An 18329-nucleotide genomic window follows, 5' to 3' on the forward strand; every position below is an offset into this window, starting at 1 on the left:
TGGTGGGTTTAGCGGTCAATTGTAACTACGACGTGGCAGCTGCAACTGCGTCCGTAAAGACTGCGCAAAGCTCCTTGGGATCTTCGAGACCCACAGAGACCCGGAAGAACCCTTCATGAAGGCCCAGCTCTGCCCGGCGCTCTGCGCTCAGTGCGCGGTGAGACGACGACGCAGGATGCGACAGCGTGGTGGCCACATCGCCCAGGGTCGGGGCAAAGCTCAGCCCGTCCGCTGCACGGGTAAAGGCATTGGCAGCCTCACGGCCGCCATCCAGTTCAAAGCTCACCATATTGCAGCCCTGCCCGTCCAGCAGCGCCATCGCGCGGTCGTGATCGGGATGATCGGTGCGGGTGGGGTAATTCACCCGCTTGACGCCGGGCAGCGCGGACAGGTGATCGGCCAATGTGACAGCAGTGGATTGCGCGCGATCAAACCGCAGTTCAAATGACAGCATCCCACGCTCTGCCAGCCAGCAATCAAACGGGCTTGGCGTCAGGCCGGTGGTGACGGCAAAGACACGCAACCGATCATTCAGCGCCTGATCTTTGGCAACGACATAGCCCAGCATCACGTCGGAGTGACCCGCCAGCAGCTTCGTGATCGAGTGGATCACGATATCAGCGCCACGTTCGAACGGACGGAACCCCCGCGGAGTGGTAAAGGTGTTGTCGACCACAAGCAGGATGTCGCGGTCCTTGCACAGCTTTGCCAGCCCATCGATGTCGGCAATCGCGAGTGTCGGGTTGGAAACGGCCTCTACCAGGATCATCTTGGTTTCCGGACGCAGCGCGGCCTCGACAGCGGCAATATCGCCGGGATCAGCCAGAGAGGTTTCAATTCCCAGACGCGGCAGATCCTCAGCCATCAGGCGCAGCGAGCGACCATAAAGCTGATTGCCCCCAACAACGTGATCGCCGGATTTCAAAAGGCCCATGACGACGGCGGTAACGGCGGCCATGCCGGAACCGGTCACAACACCGCCTGTGGCCCCTTCCATCGCGTCCAGCCGCTTGGCCACGACATCTGCGTTCGGATGCCCCTCGCGCGAATAGGTATAGCCATGGACGCGGCCCTCGTACTGATCGTCCAGCGCGTCGGGGGTTTCGCTTGCGTATACCACCGACGGGCTCAGCGGGGTGACAACCGGGTGGCTTGCACTGGACGGCAGCGGATCTGGCCGCATCAGCGACCCTTTGGAATTTCTCACGTGTTAGACCTCTGTTAAGTCATCGCGGAAGCGACGCATATTTTTTTGGTAATGGACCGCACTTTGACGAAGCGAGGCGACAAGAGCCTCATCCACGTCCCGCACGATTTTGCCCGGCGCCCCCATAACGAGAGAGTTGTCGGGAATTTCCTTGTTCTCGGTGATCAGGGCACCTGCCCCGATCAGGCAGTTCTTGCCAATTTTCGCGCCATTCAGAACGGTCGCGCCCATCCCGATCAAGGTGTTTTCGCCAATGGTGCACCCATGCAGCATGGCCTTGTGGCCAATGGTGCAGTTTTCACCAATGGTGAGCGGATAGCCGGGGTCGATGTGCAGGACGCATTGTTCCTGTACGTTGGAGCCCCGCCCGATCCGGATCTCTTCGTGTTCTGCACGAATGGTGGTGCCAAACCAGATTGACGCGCCCTCCTCCAGGACGACCTTGCCGATCAGGTTCGCGTCAGGCGCGACCCAGGTGTCTTCGTGGATCTGCGGTTTGGAGGTTCCGAGCGCGTAAATGGTCATGACAGGTCTTCAAACTCCGTTTGCAGGGCGCGCACGTGATCCATCAGGTGGGGCTGTTGGATGCGACGCAGGCGCGTGGCGGTGATGATGGTTTTCAGCTGCTCTTCAGTGGCATCGAGATCGTCGTTGATCAGCACATGGTCATAGCTGCCCCAGTGGCTGATTTCGTCCCAGCTTTTTTGCATTCGGCGGCTGATGGTCTCTGCGTCATCCTGTGCGCGGCTTTCCAGACGGCGACGCAACTCGTGGATCGAGGGCGGCAACAGGAAGATCGACAACGTGTGCTGGCCGAGATCCGAGTTACGGATCTGCTGGGCGCCCTGCCAGTCGATATCAAACAGAACATCCTGCCCCGCATCGATCGCGCCCTGCACCGGCCCCTTGGGAGAGCCGTAGAAGTTCCCAAAGACATGGGCGTGTTCCAGCATGTCGCCGTTTGTAACGTCTGTCTTGAACTGGTCTGTCGAAATAAAGTGGTAGTCCTGTCCGTTCACTTCGCCCGGCCGCGGATCGCGCGTGGTGGCTGAAACCGAGAACTGAATGCTCGGGTCCCAGGCCCGCAGGCGTTTTGCCAGTGTGGATTTCCCCGCACCCGATGGCGAAGACAGGATGATCAAAAGGCCGCGCCGGTCTGCCATGGCGTGCTCTCCTATATATTATGTGTGCGCCACATCGCGTGTGACGGTTATTCGATGTTCTGGACCTGCTCGCGCATCTGATCAATGACCGATTTAAGATCGAGACCGATTGCCGTGAGGTCGCTGTTTTGCGCCTTGGAGCACAAGGTGTTGGCCTCGCGGTTGAATTCCTGCATCAGGAAATCCAACTTGCGGCCAACTGCCCCGCCCTTGGCGAGCAAGTCGCGGGCTGCCGAAACATGGGCCTTGAGGCGGTCAATTTCTTCGGTGACATCCGCCTTCACCGCCAGAAGCGCAAGTTCCTGGGCGACACGGGCTTCGTCTACTTTGTCTGCGTTGTCCAGAACCCGTGCCAGATTGGTGCGCAGGGTTTCGGCCATTTGCGGTTTGCGGGCCTCTGCGAGGTCTGCTGCGCGGCTTTGCAGGGTGTCAATCTCGTCCAGCTGATCAAGGAGCACGGCCTTTAGTGTCGCCCCTTCTGATGCGCGCATGTTAACAAAGTCGGACAGAATTGCGGCAAAGGCGCCTTTCAGAGCTGCCACAATTGGTGCCGGGTCATCCGCGGTGTTGCCCTGTTCCAAGACCCCCCTCTGCGAGAGGATCTCTGCGCTGGTACTGGGGGCAAGATCAACGCCCGCCACTTTGGCGGCCGCTTCGATCTTTGCCATTGATGACAGGACAGTGGCCAGCATCGCCTCGTTTATGGTCAGGTCTGCGCCTGCGTCCTCGTTGCGGTTTATGCGCAGGGTCATCGACACATTCCCACGCGCCAACGCCTTGCCCAATTTACCACGCACAAAGGGTTCAAACCCTTCCAGCCACTCGGGAATACGCAACCGCAGGTCCAAGCCCTTGGCATTCACCGATCGCAGCTCACAGGACCAGCTGTGGGCGCCCGTCGTCCCCTGTGCAGCGGCAAATCCGGTCATCGAATGGATGGTCATCTGTTGTGCTCTCCCCCGATTGTGGCGCACAGCTGTGCGAGCCTTCCCGGATTACAAGGACTTGCAGGCCAAGTCCACCTGCGCGACGTGTCAAGTGGATGTGTTAACCATTCGTTAAAGAAGTAGTCCAAAATTGAATTAGATTGTGTCATGTTAACTTCAGGATAACCAATCCGGCATTAAGAGTTGACTAACCAAGATCACTTGGACCTCACCAGCCGGATCCAACAAGGATGACACCGATGTTTTTTGGCGGCCGCAAAGACAACAACAGCACTGGTCAGCAGAAAGTCGTGAAGATGGACCGTTTCCGCTCCTCCGGCTCTCTCTCGCCGATGCGGCAGGCTGAATCCTACTGGACCGCACTGCGTCGGGGCGATGACATCCCCAGCCGGTCCCAGATCGACCCACGCGGCCTGGAAAACATTCTGCCCCAAACCTTTATCCTTGAACGTATTGCGCCTGGCATCGCCCGCTTCCGTCTTGCGGGGCAGAAGGTCAACGAAATGGCCGGCATGGAAGTGCGCGGCATGCCGATCACGGCGTTTTTCACACCGCAGGCCCGCAAACAGGTCAGCAGCGCGCTGGAAAACATGTTCGACACGCCCGCAATCATTGAACTGACGCTGAAGACGGAAAACAACCGCCTGCGCGGATCGCGTGAAGCACGGATGCTTCTGCTGCCTTTGCGCAGCGATCTGGGGGATGTGAGCCGTGCGCTTGGCGTGTTCATCTCCGAAGGCAACCCAACTGGTGTTTCCCAGCGGTTCTCTGTCACAGAAACCCAGATCCGCCCGGTTGCCGAACATGGTGCAGACCCCGCCTTCAAGGCCAAACCGCGTGGCGAGGATGCAAAACCTGCTGCGGATGTGAACACACCCAATCCCGGTTTTGCAGAAACCCAGGCGCGTTTCAAAGACGAACCATCCATCATGAGCGAAGCGCGCGCATTGATCGAAAACCGTGGCATCGCTGCGGACAAGGATGAGCGCGGTGAGAAAAAAGAACGCCCCGCGCGTGGAAGCCATCTGCGACTGGTGGTCAGCCGCGACTGAATCGGTTAAGAACTTCCTAACAGTTTATTTTGCGCTACTGGACATAGCCCAAAATTCCGCGCCCCGTGACAGAACGTCCGGGGCGTTTCCCTTTTCGGACCATTCCCAGCCCGGCCCTTGCTGTCAGAACTGAGCGCAGAAAAAAGCCCCCACGCCATCGGCGCAGGGGCTATTCATGTTTCGGGGTCAGCCCTGCAAGGGCTGGCCGATCAGCCTGCCGCGCGAGCCGTTGTGCGGGCGCGCAGTTGAGACACCTCTTCAGCGACCAGGAACGCGAGTTCGAGCGACTGGCTTGCGTTCAGGCGCGGGTCACAGGCGGTGTGGTAACGATCGCTCAGATCTTCGTCCGTGACTGCGCGGACACCACCGGTGCACTCGGTCACGTCCTGACCGGTCATTTCAAAGTGAACGCCACCCGGAATGGTGCCTTCTGCTTCGTGAACGCCAAAGAAGTCGCGCACTTCGCGCAGAACGCTTTCAAACGGACGGGTCTTATAGCCAGTCGCGGATTTGATGGTGTTGCCGTGCATCGGGTCACAGACCCATGTCACGTTGGCACCCTCTTCCTTGACGGCCTTGACCAGGCGCGGCAGGTGCTCACCTGCTTTCCCTGCACCGAAACGGGCGATCAGGGTCAGTTTGCCTTCTTCGTTTTCCGGGTTCAGCTTGGACATCAGAACCTTCAGATCATCGGCAGTGGTGGTTGGGCCACATTTCAGACCGATGGGGTTTTGCACACCGCTGCAGAACTCGACATGCGCACCATCAGGCTGACGGGTGCGATCGCCGATCCACAGCATGTGGCCCGATCCTGCCAGCCATTTGCCGGAGGTCGAATCCAGACGTGTCAATGCCTCTTCATATTCCAGCAACAGCCCTTCGTGGCTGGTGTAGAATTCGACGCTTTGCAGCGTGTGGGCGGTGTCGTTGTTCACACCGGCCGCTTTCATGAAATCGAGTGTATCGGTGATGCGGTTTGCCAGTTCGCGGTAGCGTTCGGCCTTTTCCCCTTCGGTAAAGCCGAGGGTCCAGGCGTGCACCTGGTTCACATCCGCATAACCGCCGGTCGAGAATGCGCGCAACAGGTTCAGGGTTGCAGCGGCCTGGGTGTAGGCCTGCAGCATCCGCTTTGGGTCGGGGATACGCGCGGCTTCGGTAAAGGCGAGATCATTGATGATGTCACCACGGTAGCTCGGCAGCTCGACACCATTCACGGTTTCGGTGGGCGCGCTGCGCGGTTTGGCAAACTGGCCGGCCATGCGGCCCACCTTGATGACCGGAACCTTGGCGCCATAGGTCAGCACCATCGCCATTTGCAGCATCACCTTAAAGGTGTCGCGGATTGCGTCGGCACTAAACTGATCAAAGCTTTCGGCGCAGTCGCCGCCCTGAAGCAGAAACGCCTCGCCACGACCGGCCGCACCAAGGTGCTGTTTGAGACGACGTGCTTCACCGGCAAAGACCAACGGCGGATACTTGGACAGCTGAGCCTCAACAGCCGACAGGGCGTCGGCGTCGGTATAGTCTGGCATCTGTACCCGCGGTTTCTGGCGCCAGGTCGATTTTTGCCACTCACTCATAGCTGTTTCTCCGATAGAGTCTTGTAATGTGAGCGGTACCTATACGAAATCGCACCGCTTCTGACCAGTTTAGATTTGCAAAGTCTTGACGACACCGCGAAGCTATGAAAACGGGCGATAAATTTCGTGGCTGAAAAAGTCACCAACAGAAGTAAATACGACAACAAGGACTCTGGCCATGCGACAGCCAAGCACGCCAAGACATTCCCCGGCTTCTGAGCCCCAGCTGAAACGCTTTGCGTTTGTGCTTTTGGACAGTTTTTCGATGCTGTCTTTCGCCTCTGCCGTGGAATGTCTGCGCATTGCCAACCGGATGGTCGGACGTGAGGTCTATAAATGGACATTGCTGAGTGAGGGCGGCGGGACTGTTTCCTGTTCGGCCGGCACCTCCTTTCAGGTGGATGAAGACCTGATCGAACTGCAGCGCGATGATACGATCCTGGTGTGCGCCGGTATTGCCGTTCAGGATGCCACCACCAAACGCCTGCTGTCCTGGCTGCGCCGTGAAGCGCGTAAGGGGTTGGTTGTTGGCGGGCTCTGCACGGCGTCCTATGCCTTGGCGCGCGCGGGTCTTCTGGATGGAAAGCGCGCGACGATTCACTGGGAAAACTCCGACAGTTTCAGTGAAGAGTTCGATGAAGTCGACCTGACCAAATCCGTCTTTGTGATCGACGGAAACCGCCTGTCCACCGCCGGCGGGACATCCTCTATCGATCTGATGCTGAAACTGATTGCCAATGATCACGGCGAAGACCTGGCCAATGCGGTTGCGGATCAGCTGATCTATTCCTCCATCCGAACGGATCAGGACACCCAGCGCCTGTCCATCCCGACCCGCATCGGGGTGCGCCATCCGAAACTGTCGATGGTCATCCAGATGATGGAAGCCAATATCGAAGAGCCGATCAGCCCGTCAATTCTTGCGCAGAATGTGGGCATGTCGACGCGCCAGCTGGAGCGGCTGTTCCGGCGGTATCTCAATCGCTCGCCCAAGCGCTATTACATGGAACTGCGGCTTCAAAAAGCGCGCAACCTGTTGATGCAGACAGACATGAGCGTGATCAACGTGGCGCTTGCCTGTGGCTTTGCCTCGCCGTCGCATTTCTCCAAATGCTACCGGGCACATTACAACACCACCCCCTACCGTGAGCGCGGCACCAAAGGGGCCAGCGAATAGCGCCTGAGGCAAGAGTTTTGCAATGAACAGGTCGGGCCGACGTGCCCGGCCTTTTTTGTCAAAATCACCTGGAGAGGCGGTATAGCGTGCCCTCGGTTTCCGAGAGGAACCAGATGCTGCCATCTGCGGCCTCTTCTATATCCCGGACCCGGCCGGTCTCATCGCTTTTGATCTGTTCCACCTCTGTCAGTGGCGTACCGGAGAGGCGGGCGATATAGTCAAACTTCAACGACCCGACAAGGATATCCCCACGCCAGTCGGGCAACATTTTTCCGGAATAAATCAGAAGGTTGGAAGGCGCGATTGACGGGTCCCAGTAGTGGATTGGCTGCTCCATTCCCGCACGGCTGGTGCCTTCCCCGATCTTGAGCCCCGAATAATGACGCCCATAAGCGATGACAGGCCAGCCATAGTTCAGCCCCCTGCCGATCAGGTTGATCTCATCGCCACCGCGCGCGCCATGTTCGGCGGACCACAGCCGCCCTTGCGTATCAAAGGCGAGCCCCTGGGGATTGCGATGGCCGTAGCTCCAGATCTCGGGCTGCGCCCCAGTGCGCCCCACCAGGGGATTGTCGCGCGGCACAGAGCCATCGGGGTTGATCCGCACCACAGAGCCATTGTGGGAGCCGACCTCCTGCGCGGACGGGCGATCCCCCCTGTCACCAATTGTGACGTAGATGGCCCCATCAGGCCCTTCTGCCAGCCGAGAGCCAAAATGCCGCCCGGTGGTGGAAGCGGGGCTTGCCACAAAGATGTCGCGCACATCAGTCAGCGCAGTGTTGCGACGGCTGAGTTTGCCGCGCGCAACCGCTGTGGTGGCCCCGTGGCCCACTCGTTTCGAATAGCTCCAGAAAATCACCCGGTGCGAGGAAAAATCATGGGGAACAAGCACATCGAGAAGACCACCCTGTCCTTGCGCGGCAACCCGTGGGACGCCCTTGACCTCTGTCACGGTGCCGTTTTCGACGAATAGAAGCCTGCCGTCACGTTCGGTGACCAGACTGCCCCCGCCCGGCAACAGACCCAGACCCCAGGGAACATCAAACCCCTGCGCGACCTGCGTGAGCTTAAGCGGCCCCTCGCTTGTTTGGATGTCCTCTGCTTGCGCTGACGCCGCAAAACCCAGGGTGACGCAAACAGCCATGCCGCGACATAAACTGACAGTGCGCAGCATCCGGACCAATGGAGCAAAGAGCATAATATCGATACTTCTCTCAGAACGGCTTCAGGGACAGTTATGATAAGTCTACATATTTCTCCGCATGACAATCTGCGGCCTTGCATATTCTCAACTAGTGCACCCACCACATAGATCCACCCCTGCGCCCACTGAACCTGTGGGGAACCTGTTGCGACGCTGAAATGGGGGAAACCGGCAGTCCTGAACATGTGTAGGGTAGAGGTTTCCGACAGTTTGCGCGCCCGATCCGTCCCACGGGATTGATGAGCCGAAAAAACGCCACGAAACGCCAAAAAACCTGCCTCGGTTTTGTGCAGAAGCCCTTCCCTTTCCATTCCTGCTTGCCTAGGGTCCGATCTGAACATTTTGTTCCAACATTGGGAGTTCAAAAAAAATGAAAAAACTCATGATGGCGACCGCCGCCGCTGCCCTGACTGCGGGCACCGCGTTTGCAGGCGGTCATGCAAAAGAAGTGAAGCTGGGCATTCTGCTGGGGTTCACCGGTCCGATTGAATCGCTGACACCGCATATGGCTGGCGCTGCTGAAATGGCCGCCGCTGAGGTCAGCGCATCTGGCAAGCTGCTGGACGGCGCAAAAGTGACCACCATGCGTGGTGACTCTGCCTGTATCGACAACGGCATCGCCACCGCAAGCGCGGAAAAACTGCTCTCCGATGGTGTCAACGGCATCATGGGCTCTGACTGTTCCGGCGTGACCGGCGCAGTTCTGCAGAACGTTGCTGTGCCAAACGGCATGGTCATGGTGTCGCCGTCGGCGTCTTCGCCGGGTCTGTCGACCATGGAAGACAACGGCCTGTTCTTCCGCACCACGCCGTCTGACGCCCGTCAGGGTCAGATCATGGCCGAAGTACTGAAGGATCGCGGCGTGAACTCCATCGCGCTGACCTACACCAACAACGACTATGGCAAAGGCCTGTCCGACGCGATCAAAACCTCTTTTGAGGCAGCGGGCGGCGAAGTGACCATCGTTGCGGCACATGAAGACGGCAAAGGTGACTACTCTGCTGAAGTTGGCGCACTGGCCTCTGCCGGCGGCGACGTTCTGGTTGTTGCGGGCTACCTCGACCAAGGTGGTCTGGGCATCATCCAGGGTGCACTTGACACCGGTGCATTCGACACCTTTGGCCTGCCCGACGGCATGGTTGGTGACTCCCTGCCGCAGAACGTTGGTCCGGATCTCGACGGCTCCTTCGGCCAGTTCCCCGGCTCCCAGAGTCAAGGTGCTGATATCTTTGCCGAAATGACCAAAGACGCTGACTTTGACGGCTCTTCCGCATACGTGGGTGAATCCTACGACGCAGCAGCACTGATCCTGCTGGCGATGCAGGCTGCGGGCTCCATGAACCCGGCCGATTACGCGGGCAAGATCCTCGACGTTGCTAACGCACCGGGCGAGCCGATCAATCCGGGTGAGCTGGGCAAGGCGCTTGAGATCCTCGCTGCAGGTGGTCAGATCGACTATCAGGGCGCAACTGGCGTTGAGCTGATTGGCCCGGGTGAAAGCGCAGGCTCTTACCGTGAAATCGAAATCAAGGACGGTGCTGTAACCACGGTTAAGTACCGCTAACTCTGATTTCTTTCAGATGTTAACCTATGATCAGCCCGGGTTCTGCCCGGGCTGTTCCAAATTCAAAAGCCGTGAAACTGCGGCAGGGGATGAAATGACATGATCGTCGTCGAGGACTTGCACAAGCACTTCGGCGGGTTCCACGCGGTAGATGGCGCGTCGCTGGAAATCGCAAAGGGCTCCATAACCGGTTTGATCGGGCCAAACGGTGCCGGAAAAACCACTCTTTTCAACGTCATCGCTGGCGTGCTTCAACCGACCTCCGGCCGGGTGACCATGGATGGCGAGGATATCACCGGATTGCCCCCGCACGAGCTGTTCCACAAGGGGCTCTTGCGCACCTTCCAGATCGCGCATGAGTTTTCGACCATGACGTGCCGGGAAAACCTGATGATGGTGCCGGCCAACCAGTCTGGCGAAAGCCTCTGGAACACGTGGTTTGGCCGCAAGCGGATCGCTGATGAGGAACGCGCCCTGCGCGCCAAGGCGGATGAGGTTCTGGAGTTTCTCACCATCAGCCATATCGCGGACCTGAAGGCCGGCGAAATCTCCGGTGGCCAGAAAAAGCTCCTGGAGCTTGGTCGCACGATGATGGTGGATGCCAAGATCGTCTTTCTCGACGAGGTGGGCGCCGGGGTGAACCGCACCCTGCTCTACACCATTGCCGACGCCATCAAGCGCCTCAATGAGGAACGCGGATATACCTTTGTCGTCATCGAACACGACATGGAATTCATCGGCCGCCTTTGTGATCCGGTCATCTGCATGGCCGAGGGCAAGAAACTTGCCGAAGGCACGCTGGACGAGATCAAGGCAAATGAGCAGGTGATCGAGGCCTACCTCGGCACTGGTCTGAAAAACAAAGATAAACTGGAGCAGGCATAATGTCTGAACCCTTTCTGATTGGCGATGCCATGACAGGCGGTTACGGCAAGGGGCCGGACATCCTGCATGAATGCACGATCGCCGTGAACCCCGGCGAAATCGCCGTTATCGTCGGCCCGAATGGCGCTGGCAAATCCACCGCGATGAAAGCCGTCTTCGGCCTTCTCAACGTCCGCTCGGGCGCGGTCCGCCTGGATGGCGAGGACATCACGTCCCTGTCTCCGCAGGATCGCGTCGTAAAGGGCATGGGCTTTGTTCCGCAGACCCAGAACATCTTCACCTCCATGACGGTTGAGGAAAACCTGGAAATGGGGGGCTTCATCCGGACCGATGATATTCGCGACACGATGGAGCAGGTCTATGATCTGTTCCCGATCCTGCGCGACAAACGCAATCAGCCGGCGGGTGAATTGTCAGGCGGTCAACGTCAGCAGGTGGCCGTGGGCCGCGCACTGATGACCAAGCCCAAGGTCCTGATGCTGGATGAACCGACCGCTGGTGTGTCCCCCATCGTGATGGACGAGCTGTTTGATCGGATCATCGAGGTATCGCGCACAGGTCTGCCGATCCTGATGGTGGAACAGAACGCCAAGCAAGCGCTTGAGATCGCAGACAAAGGCTATGTTCTGGTACAGGGGCGCAATGCCTATACCGGCACCGGCCAAGAGCTGCTGGCCGATCCCGAAGTGCGCAAATCTTTCCTGGGGGGCTAAGAGATGGATTTCCTCAACGCCCTAGTGGCATTTGTCAATTTCGTTGGCGTGCCCGCCATTGCCTACGGCAGCCAACTCGCGATCGGCGCGCTTGGTGTGACGCTGGTCTACTCTGTCCTGCGGTTTTCGAACTTTGCCCATGGTGACACCATGGCGTTTGGTACGATGATCACCATCCTTGTCACCTGGTGGCTTCAGTCCCTCGGCGTGAGCTTCGGCCCGCTGCCGACCGCGCTGCTTGCGCTCCCTGCAGGGATCGCAGCGACCATGGCGCTGATGCTGTTTACCGACCGCACCGTCTACAAATTCTACCGCGCACAAAAAGCCAAGCCGGTGGTTTTTGTAATGGTTTCGCTTGGTGTGATGTTCATGATGAACGGGCTTGTCCGTTTTGTCATCGGCCCGGGTGACCAGCGCTTTGCGGATGGCGAACGGTTCCTGATTTCTGCGCGCGATTTCAAGGCCATGACCGGCCTGCGTGAAGGTCTTGCCATCAAAACCACCCAAGGTATCACCGTTATCACTGCGGTGATCGTGGTGGCCCTGCTGTTCTGGTTCCTGAACAAGACCCGCACCGGGAAATCCATGCGTGCCTATTCCGACAACGAAGATCTGGCGCTGCTCTCCGGGATCAACCCGGAGCGGGTGGTGATGTACACATGGCTGATCGTCGCCAGCCTCGCGACCATTGCAGGCGTGCTGTATGGTCTGGACAAGTCTTTCAAACCTTTCACCTATTTCCAGCTGCTGCTGCCGATCTTTGCGGCAGCGATCGTTGGCGGTCTGGGGAGCCCGATTGGCGCGATTGCCGGCGGCTTCATCATCGCCTTCTCCGAGGTGACAATCACCTATGCGTGGAAAAAGGTGCTCACCTATGTCCTGCCTGAAAGCCTGAAACCTGATGGTCTCGTCCAGCTGCTGAGCACGGACTACAAATTTGCCGTCTCGTTCACCATCCTGGTGATTGTGCTTCTGTTCAAGCCCACGGGCCTATTCAAAGGAAAAGCGGTATGAGCGATACAGTAAAAACCTCGCTTCTCTTCCTCTTTGTTGGTGTTCTGATCCTGCTTGAGGGCTCCACCAATGCGTTGTTCTTCTCCGGGTCGTGGAACTCGGCCCTGTTGATCCTGAACATGGGGCTGGTGTCGGCCATCATGGCGCTTGGGGTCAATCTGCAGTGGGGCTTTGCCGGTCTGTTCAATGTCGGCATCATGGGCTTTGTCGCTCTTGGTGGTCTGGCTGTTGTGCTTGTCTCCAGTGCCCCGACCCCCGGCGCATGGAGCCAGGGCGGTGTTGGCATCATCATGGCCCTTGTGATGGGCGCGATGACGCTGGTTGCCGCGATTGCCGTGTTCCGCATGATGGAGCCGGGCAAGCTGCGCAGCGTCGTGATGATTGCGGTGCTTGCCGTTGGCTTTGTGGTTTACCGCGCGATCTTTGACCCGTCGGTTGCCGGTGTCGAGGCCATTGACCCTGCCCTTGCAGGCCACCTTGGTGGTCTGGGTCTGCCGGTTCTTCTGGCATGGCCAGCCGGCGGTCTGCTGGCGGCGGGCGCTGCCTGGTTGATCGGCAAGACGGCGCTTGGGCTGCGGTCTGATTACCTGGCGATTGCCACCCTTGGCATTGCCGAGATCATCATTGCCGTGATGAAAAACGAGGACTGGCTGTCGCGTGGCGTCAAGAACGTCATCGGCCTGCCCCGCCCCATGCCCTATGAAGTGGACCTGCAAAACGATGCAGAGTTCGTGGCAAAGGCGGCAGACTATGGTCTGGATCCGGTTCTGGCATCCACGCTTTATGTCAAATTGGGCTACTCGCTCATGTTCACTGTTGTGCTGTTGGTGCTGTTGTGGATGGCGCAGATGGCGCTCAAGAGCCCGTGGGGCCGGATGATGCGTGCGATCCGCGACAATGAGGTCGCCGCAGAAGCAATGGGTAAGAACGTCACCCGTCGCCATCTGCAGATCTTTGTTCTGGGCTCCGCGATCTGCGGCATCGCCGGTGCAATGATGACAACGCTGGACAGCCAGTTGACACCCGGCACCTACAACCCGCTGCGCTTTACCTTCCTTATCTGGGTGATGGTGATCGTCGGCGGGTCGGGCAACAACTTTGGCTCGGTTCTTGGCGGGCTGCTGATCTGGTTCCTGTGGATCAAGGTAGAGCCTATGGGTCTCCTCCTGATCGAAACCATCACTGCGGGGCTCTCCGACGGTAGCGCGGTAAAGGCACATCTTCTGGACAGCGCCGCGCATATGCGTCTGCTGACGATGGGTTTGATCCTGTTGCTTGTCCTGCGGTTCAGCCCACGGGGCCTGTTGCCGGAACGCTAAGGCCAATCGCCACGAACAACAAAAAACGCCGCCAGAGAGATCTGGCGGCGTTTTCCATTCCGGGCTTTGCTGGGCTCAGCGCCCTTTGAACAAACTGCCCAGGATCCCGCGCACGATCCGGCGACCGGTTGTGCCCTTCAGTTCTTTGATGACCGCCTCGCCAATTGCCGATCCAAAGCTGTCGCGCGGCTTGACACGACGCGCGCTAGAGCGGCTGACCCGCGTACCGCTATAGCGGCGGGCGGCGTTGTATTCCCGTGCCATGGGCTCTGGTGCGGTCTCGGCCGCGTCTTCAGCGGCTTCGGCCTCGGCTGCGGCCTTGGCAGCGCGCTCCGCCAGAATTTCATAGGCTGACCGTCGGTCCGCAGGCTGGTCATATTTTCCGGCCATATCGGATTGGCGCAGAAACTCCGCGCGCTCGGATGCGGAAATCGGGCCAAGCTGGGAGCTGGGCGGCCGGATCAATGTCCGCTCGACTATGCCAGGCACACCTTTCTTTTGCAGCATCGAGGTCACCGCCTCACCGACACCGACCTCGCGAATGGCGTCCTCGGTCGAGAACCGCGGATTTTCGCGGTAGGTCTCGGCAGCCAGGCGCAGGTTCTTGCGATCACGGGCGGTAAAGGCCCGCAAGGCGTGCTGGATCCGGTTGCCAAGCTGGCCAAGGATGTCCTCTGGCACGTCGGCAGGTGACTGCGTGATGAAACAGACGCCAACACCCTTGGAGCGGATCAGGCGGGCGACCTGCTCGACCTTATCAATGAGGGCCTTTGGCGCGTCGTCAAACAACAGGTGGGCCTCGTCGAAGAAGAACACCAGCTTGGGTTTGTCCGGATCACCAACCTCTGGCAATTCCTCAAACAGTTCGGACAACAGCCATAGAAGGAAAGTCGCATAAAGGCCCGGCGCAGCCATCAACTTGTCAGCCGCCAGAATGTTCACCATTCCCCGCCCGTCCGCGTCACAGCGCATCAGGTCCGACAGCTCCAGCGCAGGTTCGCCAAACAGCTGCGCACCGCCCTGATTTTCCAGCACCAGCAGTCCCCGCTGGATCGCGCCAATGGAGGCGGTAGAGACATTGCCGTAGCGCAACGACAATTCGGCACGGTTTTCACCAACCCAGACCAGCAATGCCTGAAGATCCTTCAGATCAAGCAGCGCCAGACCTTCTTCATCGGCCAGTCGAAAGGCGATGTTCAGGATACCCTCCTGCGCCTCGCTCAGCTCCAGCAGCCGAGCAAGCAGCAACGGCCCCATTTCTGCAACGGTGGTCCGTACGGGATGGCCTTGCTCTCCGTAGAGATCCCAGAATGTCACTGGCGTTGCGTGATAGCTGTAATCTGCAAACCCGATCTTGGCCGCGCGTTCCATAAAGGGACCATGCAGTTTATGCGTCGCGCTCCCCGATTTGGCGAGGCCGGACAGATCCCCCTTAACGTCAGACAGGATCACCGGGACGCCCGCGTTCGAGAAGCTTTCCGCCAGGATCTGCAAGGTGACTGTTTTGCCGGTGCCCGTTGCGCCGGCGATCAGGCCGTGGCGGTTGGCGTATTTCAGGGTCATCTCCTGCGGTTCAGCATAAGACTCGCCGCCGCCTCCGATGAAAATGGTCTCTGTCATGGCTGCCTGTGTTCCTTTGAATTTGGTCTGTCGACCTTGTGCTGTCACCAATCCTGCGCAGAGGCGGCGATCGTTTCAATGAAAATACAAAATTAACCTTTTCATGCGACTGTCATACTTGCCCACCGACCATCATGCGGTTGTGTTGGTGGACATTTCCTCCCTGTCAGACTGGCCGTGCCCTTGGCACGGCCTTTTTTCGTGACTATCTGATACATGTAAGTGATTGGCTGGCGTGGAAATTCTGCCGCGTTTCTGCCCTGAATGCCTATCATTTAGGCATATCACCTTCCGCAGCGGCAACCAGAGCGGGAAACCTGCGCGGAATGCGCGCGCGAGTCGATAAAATTTGCGCTAACCACATTTTTTTCTCATTGCATGTTGACCGATGGCCGACCCTTTCGTAACGTCCTACCCAATAACTAAGTCGGCCAGTCCGACGGGGAGAGACAATACGAAAAAGGGGGCGCTCTGCTCCCTTTTTTGTTTTTTGAACAATCCCTTGCGCCAGTGAGAAACTTCCCGCTCAATTCCCCGCCATCGATGCCGGTTCTGGTGGTTATTCCCCTGACAGCCCAATCTTGGCGTGCTACATCAATTTCACCAAGCAAGGATATATGAGGCAATCATGATGAAGTCCCTGACCCCGATGACCCTGGCAGCGCTGATGGCTCTGCCCCTGCCCCTGATGGCGCAGGATAGCTCTGGGGCGGTTGCGACCGAAGAGAGCCAGCCCGCAGCAGAAAACGCCGAAGCCCCGACGGCTGACGACGTTCTGGATCTGGGCCAGCCTGTGCAAGAAGGCCCGCGTCTGGGTCAGCGGTATTCCAAGGAAACACATGGCGATTGGGATCTGGCCTGCGTGAAAACAGAACAGGAGCAGGATCCCTGCTCGTTGCTGCAGATCATGACCGACGAAAACGGCAGCCCGATGGCGGAATTTTCGATGTTCCGGATCGATCAGGAGGGCAGCCAGGCCGTGGCCGGCGCGACTGTGATCGTTCCTTTGGAAACGCTCCTGCCTGCGGCCCTGACCATTTCCGTCGATGGCGGTCCTGCCAAGCGTTACAATTACTCGTTCTGCAACCCGACCGGCTGCGTTGCGCAGATTGGTCTGACGCAGGGTGACATCAACGCCATGAAAAAGGGCAAGGTTGCCACGCTGAGCCTGCGTCCGGCACCGGCGCCGGATCAGGTGATCAACATGGAAATGTCGCTGAGCGGCTTCACCGCCGGCTACAACGTCGTGGATGTGGTAAAGCAGTAACCGCAGGCTTTTGCCAAAAACAGGAAACCGCCGCCCCCGGATCTCGGAGGCGGCGGTTTTCTTTTGTCCGGTGCAATCGGTTCAGACCTTGCGCAATGCCAGAACCGCGTTCAGCCCGCCAAAGGCAAACGCATTGCTGAGTGCGACATCGACCTTTGCTTCGCGGGCGGTGTTCGGCACCACATCAAGCGCACATTCGGGGTCTGGTTCCTCATAGCCGATGGTGGGCGCAACGATCCCGTCGCGCAATGCCATGATGCAGGCCAACAGTTCCACGGCCCCAGTTCCACCAATCAGGTGCCCATGCATCGATTTTGTCGAGGACATCATCAGATTGTCGGCATGTGGGCCGAACACATCTGCAACGGCTGCGCATTCGGTTTTGTCATTGGCCGCTGTCCCGGTGCCGTGGGCATTGATGTAGGCCACGTCTTCGGGATTGAGGCGGGCGTCCTGCAAGGCACCCGCGATTGCACGGGCAGCGCCTTGCTTGCTGGGCATCACGATGTCAGCCGCATCCGAGGACATGGCAAAGCCGATGACTTCGCAGATGATATCCGCACCACGGGCACGCGCGTGTTCATATTCCTCAAACACGAAAATCCCTGCGCCCTCGCCCTGGACCATGCCATTGCGGTTGGCGCTAAAGGGCCGGCAGGCATCCCGTGACATGACGCGCAAACCTTCCCACGCCTTGACACCACCGAAGCACAGCATGGATTCCGATCCGCCGGTGACCATAACCGGGCTCATCCCGCTCCGCACCATCTGAAACGCCTGTGCCATCGCATGATTGGAGGACGCACAAGCCGTCGAAACGGTAAAGCTGGGCCCCTTTAGGTTATGCTCCATCGAGACGTGGCTTGCGGCCGCGTTGTTCATGAGCTTTGGCACAACAAAAGGATGGACTCGATTTTTGCCCGCCTCATAAACAGAGCGATAGTTGTCATCCCAGGTCGAGACGCCACCGCCCGCAGTCCCAAGCACAACGCCCGATTTCTGAGAGAGCTCTCCATGGAACTCCAGCCCGGATTGCTGGATCGCCTCCTTGGCCGCTGTCAGCGTGAACTGGGTGAAGCGATCATAGAGACTCATCTGCTGGCGGTTGAACCTGCCTTCCGCTTCAAACCCGTGCACCTGCCCACCGATCCGGATCGACAGGCGGTCAACGTCCTGAAAATCCAGTTCGCCAATCCCGCAACGCCCCTCAGCAAGAGAGGTCATCGTCTCGGTAACGGTGTGGCCTAGGGCATTGATCGTCCCCATGCCGGTAATCACAACCCGTTTCATGCTGAGCCCTCGCCGAACCGAGCCGCGATCATTTCTCTGCTATCAGCTTTTCAATGCCGACGATGATCGCGGCAACGTTGGAGATGTCGAACTCGCTTTTTTCCGGTTCATTTGCGTTGAACGGGATGGTGATGTCGAACTCTTCCTCAATGGCAAAGATGCTCTCTACCAGGCCGAGGCTGTCAATCCCCAGATCTTCGAGAGTGCTGTCCAGCGCGACATCCGACGGTTCCAGCACGGCCTGTTCGGCAATAATGGCGATGACCTTGTCCTGTGTGCTCATAACGGTCCCCAGTTGTGGTTCAGTTGCTCATGTAGTGACAGCGC

At 58.6% G+C, this 18329-nt stretch carries 17 protein-coding genes; 8 read left to right on the forward strand and 9 right to left on the reverse strand.

What is annotated here, in order from left to right; all coding sequences use genetic code 11:
* Window positions 1-25: 25 nt before the first annotated feature.
* Genes KUV39_RS03290 through KUV39_RS03305 form a run of 4 tightly spaced genes read right to left on the reverse strand, consistent with a single transcriptional unit; the run spans window position 26 to window position 3314 of the window.
* Window positions 26-1183 carry a trans-sulfuration enzyme family protein gene (locus KUV39_RS03290; protein ID WP_222458914.1) on the reverse strand — a complete coding sequence of 386 codons (1158 nt, stop codon included), beginning with the start codon at window positions 1181-1183 and terminating at the stop codon, window positions 26-28.
* A 27-nt stretch (window positions 1184-1210) separates the two neighbouring features.
* A complete protein-coding gene (locus KUV39_RS03295; RefSeq protein WP_222458915.1) occupies window positions 1211-1732 on the reverse strand; it encodes a gamma carbonic anhydrase family protein in 522 nt (173 codons plus the stop codon).
* Entirely contained in the window at window positions 1729-2370 is a 642-nt protein-coding gene (gene gmk, locus KUV39_RS03300) for a guanylate kinase (RefSeq protein ID WP_008559769.1), read from the reverse strand. The genes KUV39_RS03295 and gmk overlap by 4 nt, the downstream gene beginning before the upstream one ends.
* Window positions 2371-2417: 47 nt before the next feature.
* Window positions 2418-3314 (reverse strand): YicC/YloC family endoribonuclease, encoded by an 897-nt coding sequence (locus KUV39_RS03305; protein ID WP_222458916.1) that lies wholly within the window; start codon window positions 3312-3314, stop codon window positions 2418-2420.
* A gap of 242 nt (window positions 3315-3556) precedes the next feature.
* Here KUV39_RS03305 and KUV39_RS03310 point away from each other — a divergent pair, with 242 nt between their 5' ends.
* Entirely contained in the window at window positions 3557-4369 is an 813-nt protein-coding gene (locus KUV39_RS03310) for a PAS domain-containing protein (RefSeq protein ID WP_050672617.1), read from the forward strand.
* A gap of 209 nt (window positions 4370-4578) precedes the next feature.
* On the opposite strand, the gene KUV39_RS03315 is transcribed toward KUV39_RS03310, so the two are convergent.
* Window positions 4579-5949, reverse strand: coding sequence for a class II 3-deoxy-7-phosphoheptulonate synthase (locus KUV39_RS03315; protein WP_008561851.1), 1371 nt, complete (start codon window positions 5947-5949; stop codon window positions 4579-4581).
* Between the two features lie 178 nt (window positions 5950-6127).
* On the opposite strand from KUV39_RS03315, the gene KUV39_RS03320 reads away from it, so the two are divergent.
* Complete coding sequence (locus tag KUV39_RS03320; RefSeq protein ID WP_046210278.1) at window positions 6128-7126, forward strand: GlxA family transcriptional regulator; 999 nt, start codon at window positions 6128-6130, stop codon at window positions 7124-7126.
* Window positions 7127-7190: 64 nt separating this feature from the next.
* Here KUV39_RS03320 and KUV39_RS03325 read toward each other — a convergent pair whose 3' ends face one another.
* The gene (locus tag KUV39_RS03325; protein WP_222458917.1) at window positions 7191-8324 is read right to left on the reverse strand and encodes a PQQ-dependent sugar dehydrogenase; all 1134 of its coding nucleotides are present in this window, start codon (window positions 8322-8324) and stop codon (window positions 7191-7193) included.
* Window positions 8325-8700: 376 nt separating this feature from the next.
* On the opposite strand from KUV39_RS03325, the gene KUV39_RS03330 reads away from it, so the two are divergent.
* The 5 genes from KUV39_RS03330 (at window position 8701) to KUV39_RS03350 (ending at window position 13825) form a co-directional block, all read left to right on the forward strand.
* Window positions 8701-9894, forward strand: coding sequence for an ABC transporter substrate-binding protein (locus KUV39_RS03330; RefSeq protein WP_037302369.1), 1194 nt, complete (start codon window positions 8701-8703; stop codon window positions 9892-9894).
* A 99-nt stretch (window positions 9895-9993) separates the two neighbouring features.
* Window positions 9994-10779 (forward strand): ABC transporter ATP-binding protein, encoded by a 786-nt coding sequence (locus KUV39_RS03335; RefSeq protein WP_008560112.1) that lies wholly within the window; start codon window positions 9994-9996, stop codon window positions 10777-10779.
* Window positions 10779-11492 (forward strand): ABC transporter ATP-binding protein, encoded by a 714-nt coding sequence (locus KUV39_RS03340; protein WP_008559445.1) that lies wholly within the window; start codon window positions 10779-10781, stop codon window positions 11490-11492. Before KUV39_RS03335 ends, KUV39_RS03340 begins: the two co-directional genes overlap by 1 nt.
* 3 nt (window positions 11493-11495) lie before the next feature.
* The gene (locus tag KUV39_RS03345) at window positions 11496-12506 is read left to right on the forward strand and encodes a branched-chain amino acid ABC transporter permease (RefSeq protein WP_008559545.1); all 1011 of its coding nucleotides are present in this window, start codon (window positions 11496-11498) and stop codon (window positions 12504-12506) included.
* Window positions 12503-13825, forward strand: a complete 1323-nt coding sequence (locus KUV39_RS03350; protein ID WP_050672587.1) for a branched-chain amino acid ABC transporter permease — start codon at window positions 12503-12505, stop codon at window positions 13823-13825. Before KUV39_RS03345 ends, KUV39_RS03350 begins: the two co-directional genes overlap by 4 nt.
* 75 nt (window positions 13826-13900) lie before the next feature.
* Here the strand turns inward: KUV39_RS03350 and KUV39_RS03355 are convergent, their stop codons facing one another.
* The gene (locus tag KUV39_RS03355; protein WP_222458918.1) at window positions 13901-15445 is read right to left on the reverse strand and encodes a helicase HerA-like domain-containing protein; all 1545 of its coding nucleotides are present in this window, start codon (window positions 15443-15445) and stop codon (window positions 13901-13903) included.
* 628 nt (window positions 15446-16073) lie between these two features.
* Here KUV39_RS03355 and KUV39_RS03360 point away from each other — a divergent pair.
* Window positions 16074-16712 carry an invasion associated locus B family protein gene (locus KUV39_RS03360; RefSeq protein WP_222458919.1) on the forward strand — a complete coding sequence of 213 codons (639 nt, stop codon included), beginning with the start codon at window positions 16074-16076 and terminating at the stop codon, window positions 16710-16712.
* A gap of 81 nt (window positions 16713-16793) precedes the next feature.
* Here KUV39_RS03360 and KUV39_RS03365 read toward each other — a convergent pair whose 3' ends face one another.
* Both KUV39_RS03365 and KUV39_RS03370 read right to left on the reverse strand, forming a co-directional pair.
* A complete protein-coding gene (locus KUV39_RS03365) occupies window positions 16794-18002 on the reverse strand; it encodes a beta-ketoacyl-[acyl-carrier-protein] synthase family protein (RefSeq protein ID WP_222458920.1) in 1209 nt (402 codons plus the stop codon).
* Window positions 18003-18030: 28 nt separating this feature from the next.
* Window positions 18031-18285: an acyl carrier protein gene (locus KUV39_RS03370; RefSeq protein WP_209033070.1), complete on the reverse strand. Its 255-nt coding sequence runs from the start codon at window positions 18283-18285 to the stop codon at window positions 18031-18033.
* Between the last annotated feature and the right edge of the window lie 44 nt (window positions 18286-18329).

The organism is Phaeobacter italicus, from assembly GCF_019801785.1.
Taxonomy (GTDB): Bacteria; Pseudomonadota; Alphaproteobacteria; order Rhodobacterales; family Rhodobacteraceae; genus Phaeobacter; species Phaeobacter italicus.

Excerpts from the sequence above, each read along its gene's own strand:
- KUV39_RS03345 (WP_008559545.1), top strand. The coding sequence starts at position 11,496 with ATGGATTTCCTCAACGCCCTAGTGGCATTTGTCAATTTCGTTGGCGTG.
- KUV39_RS03340 (WP_008559445.1), top strand. The coding sequence starts at position 10,779 with ATGTCTGAACCCTTTCTGATTGGCGATGCCATGACAGGCGGTTACGGC.
- KUV39_RS03350 (WP_050672587.1), top strand. The coding sequence starts at position 12,503 with ATGAGCGATACAGTAAAAACCTCGCTTCTCTTCCTCTTTGTTGGTGTT.
- KUV39_RS03310 (WP_050672617.1), top strand. The coding sequence starts at position 3,557 with ATGTTTTTTGGCGGCCGCAAAGACAACAACAGCACTGGTCAGCAGAAA.
- KUV39_RS03335 (WP_008560112.1), top strand. The coding sequence starts at position 9,994 with ATGATCGTCGTCGAGGACTTGCACAAGCACTTCGGCGGGTTCCACGCG.
- KUV39_RS03295 (WP_222458915.1), bottom strand. The coding sequence starts at position 1,732 with ATGACCATTTACGCGCTCGGAACCTCCAAACCGCAGATCCACGAAGAC.
- KUV39_RS03330 (WP_037302369.1), top strand. The coding sequence starts at position 8,701 with ATGAAAAAACTCATGATGGCGACCGCCGCCGCTGCCCTGACTGCGGGC.
- KUV39_RS03315 (WP_008561851.1), bottom strand. The coding sequence starts at position 5,949 with ATGAGTGAGTGGCAAAAATCGACCTGGCGCCAGAAACCGCGGGTACAG.
- KUV39_RS03355 (WP_222458918.1), bottom strand. The coding sequence starts at position 15,445 with ATGACAGAGACCATTTTCATCGGAGGCGGCGGCGAGTCTTATGCTGAA.
- KUV39_RS03290 (WP_222458914.1), bottom strand. The coding sequence starts at position 1,183 with ATGCGGCCAGATCCGCTGCCGTCCAGTGCAAGCCACCCGGTTGTCACC.
- KUV39_RS03360 (WP_222458919.1), top strand. The coding sequence starts at position 16,074 with ATGATGAAGTCCCTGACCCCGATGACCCTGGCAGCGCTGATGGCTCTG.
- KUV39_RS03325 (WP_222458917.1), bottom strand. The coding sequence starts at position 8,324 with ATGCTCTTTGCTCCATTGGTCCGGATGCTGCGCACTGTCAGTTTATGT.
- gmk (WP_008559769.1), bottom strand. The coding sequence starts at position 2,370 with ATGGCAGACCGGCGCGGCCTTTTGATCATCCTGTCTTCGCCATCGGGT.
- KUV39_RS03320 (WP_046210278.1), top strand. The coding sequence starts at position 6,128 with ATGCGACAGCCAAGCACGCCAAGACATTCCCCGGCTTCTGAGCCCCAG.
- KUV39_RS03370 (WP_209033070.1), bottom strand. The coding sequence starts at position 18,285 with ATGAGCACACAGGACAAGGTCATCGCCATTATTGCCGAACAGGCCGTG.
- KUV39_RS03305 (WP_222458916.1), bottom strand. The coding sequence starts at position 3,314 with ATGACCATCCATTCGATGACCGGATTTGCCGCTGCACAGGGGACGACG.
- KUV39_RS03365 (WP_222458920.1), bottom strand. The coding sequence starts at position 18,002 with ATGAAACGGGTTGTGATTACCGGCATGGGGACGATCAATGCCCTAGGC.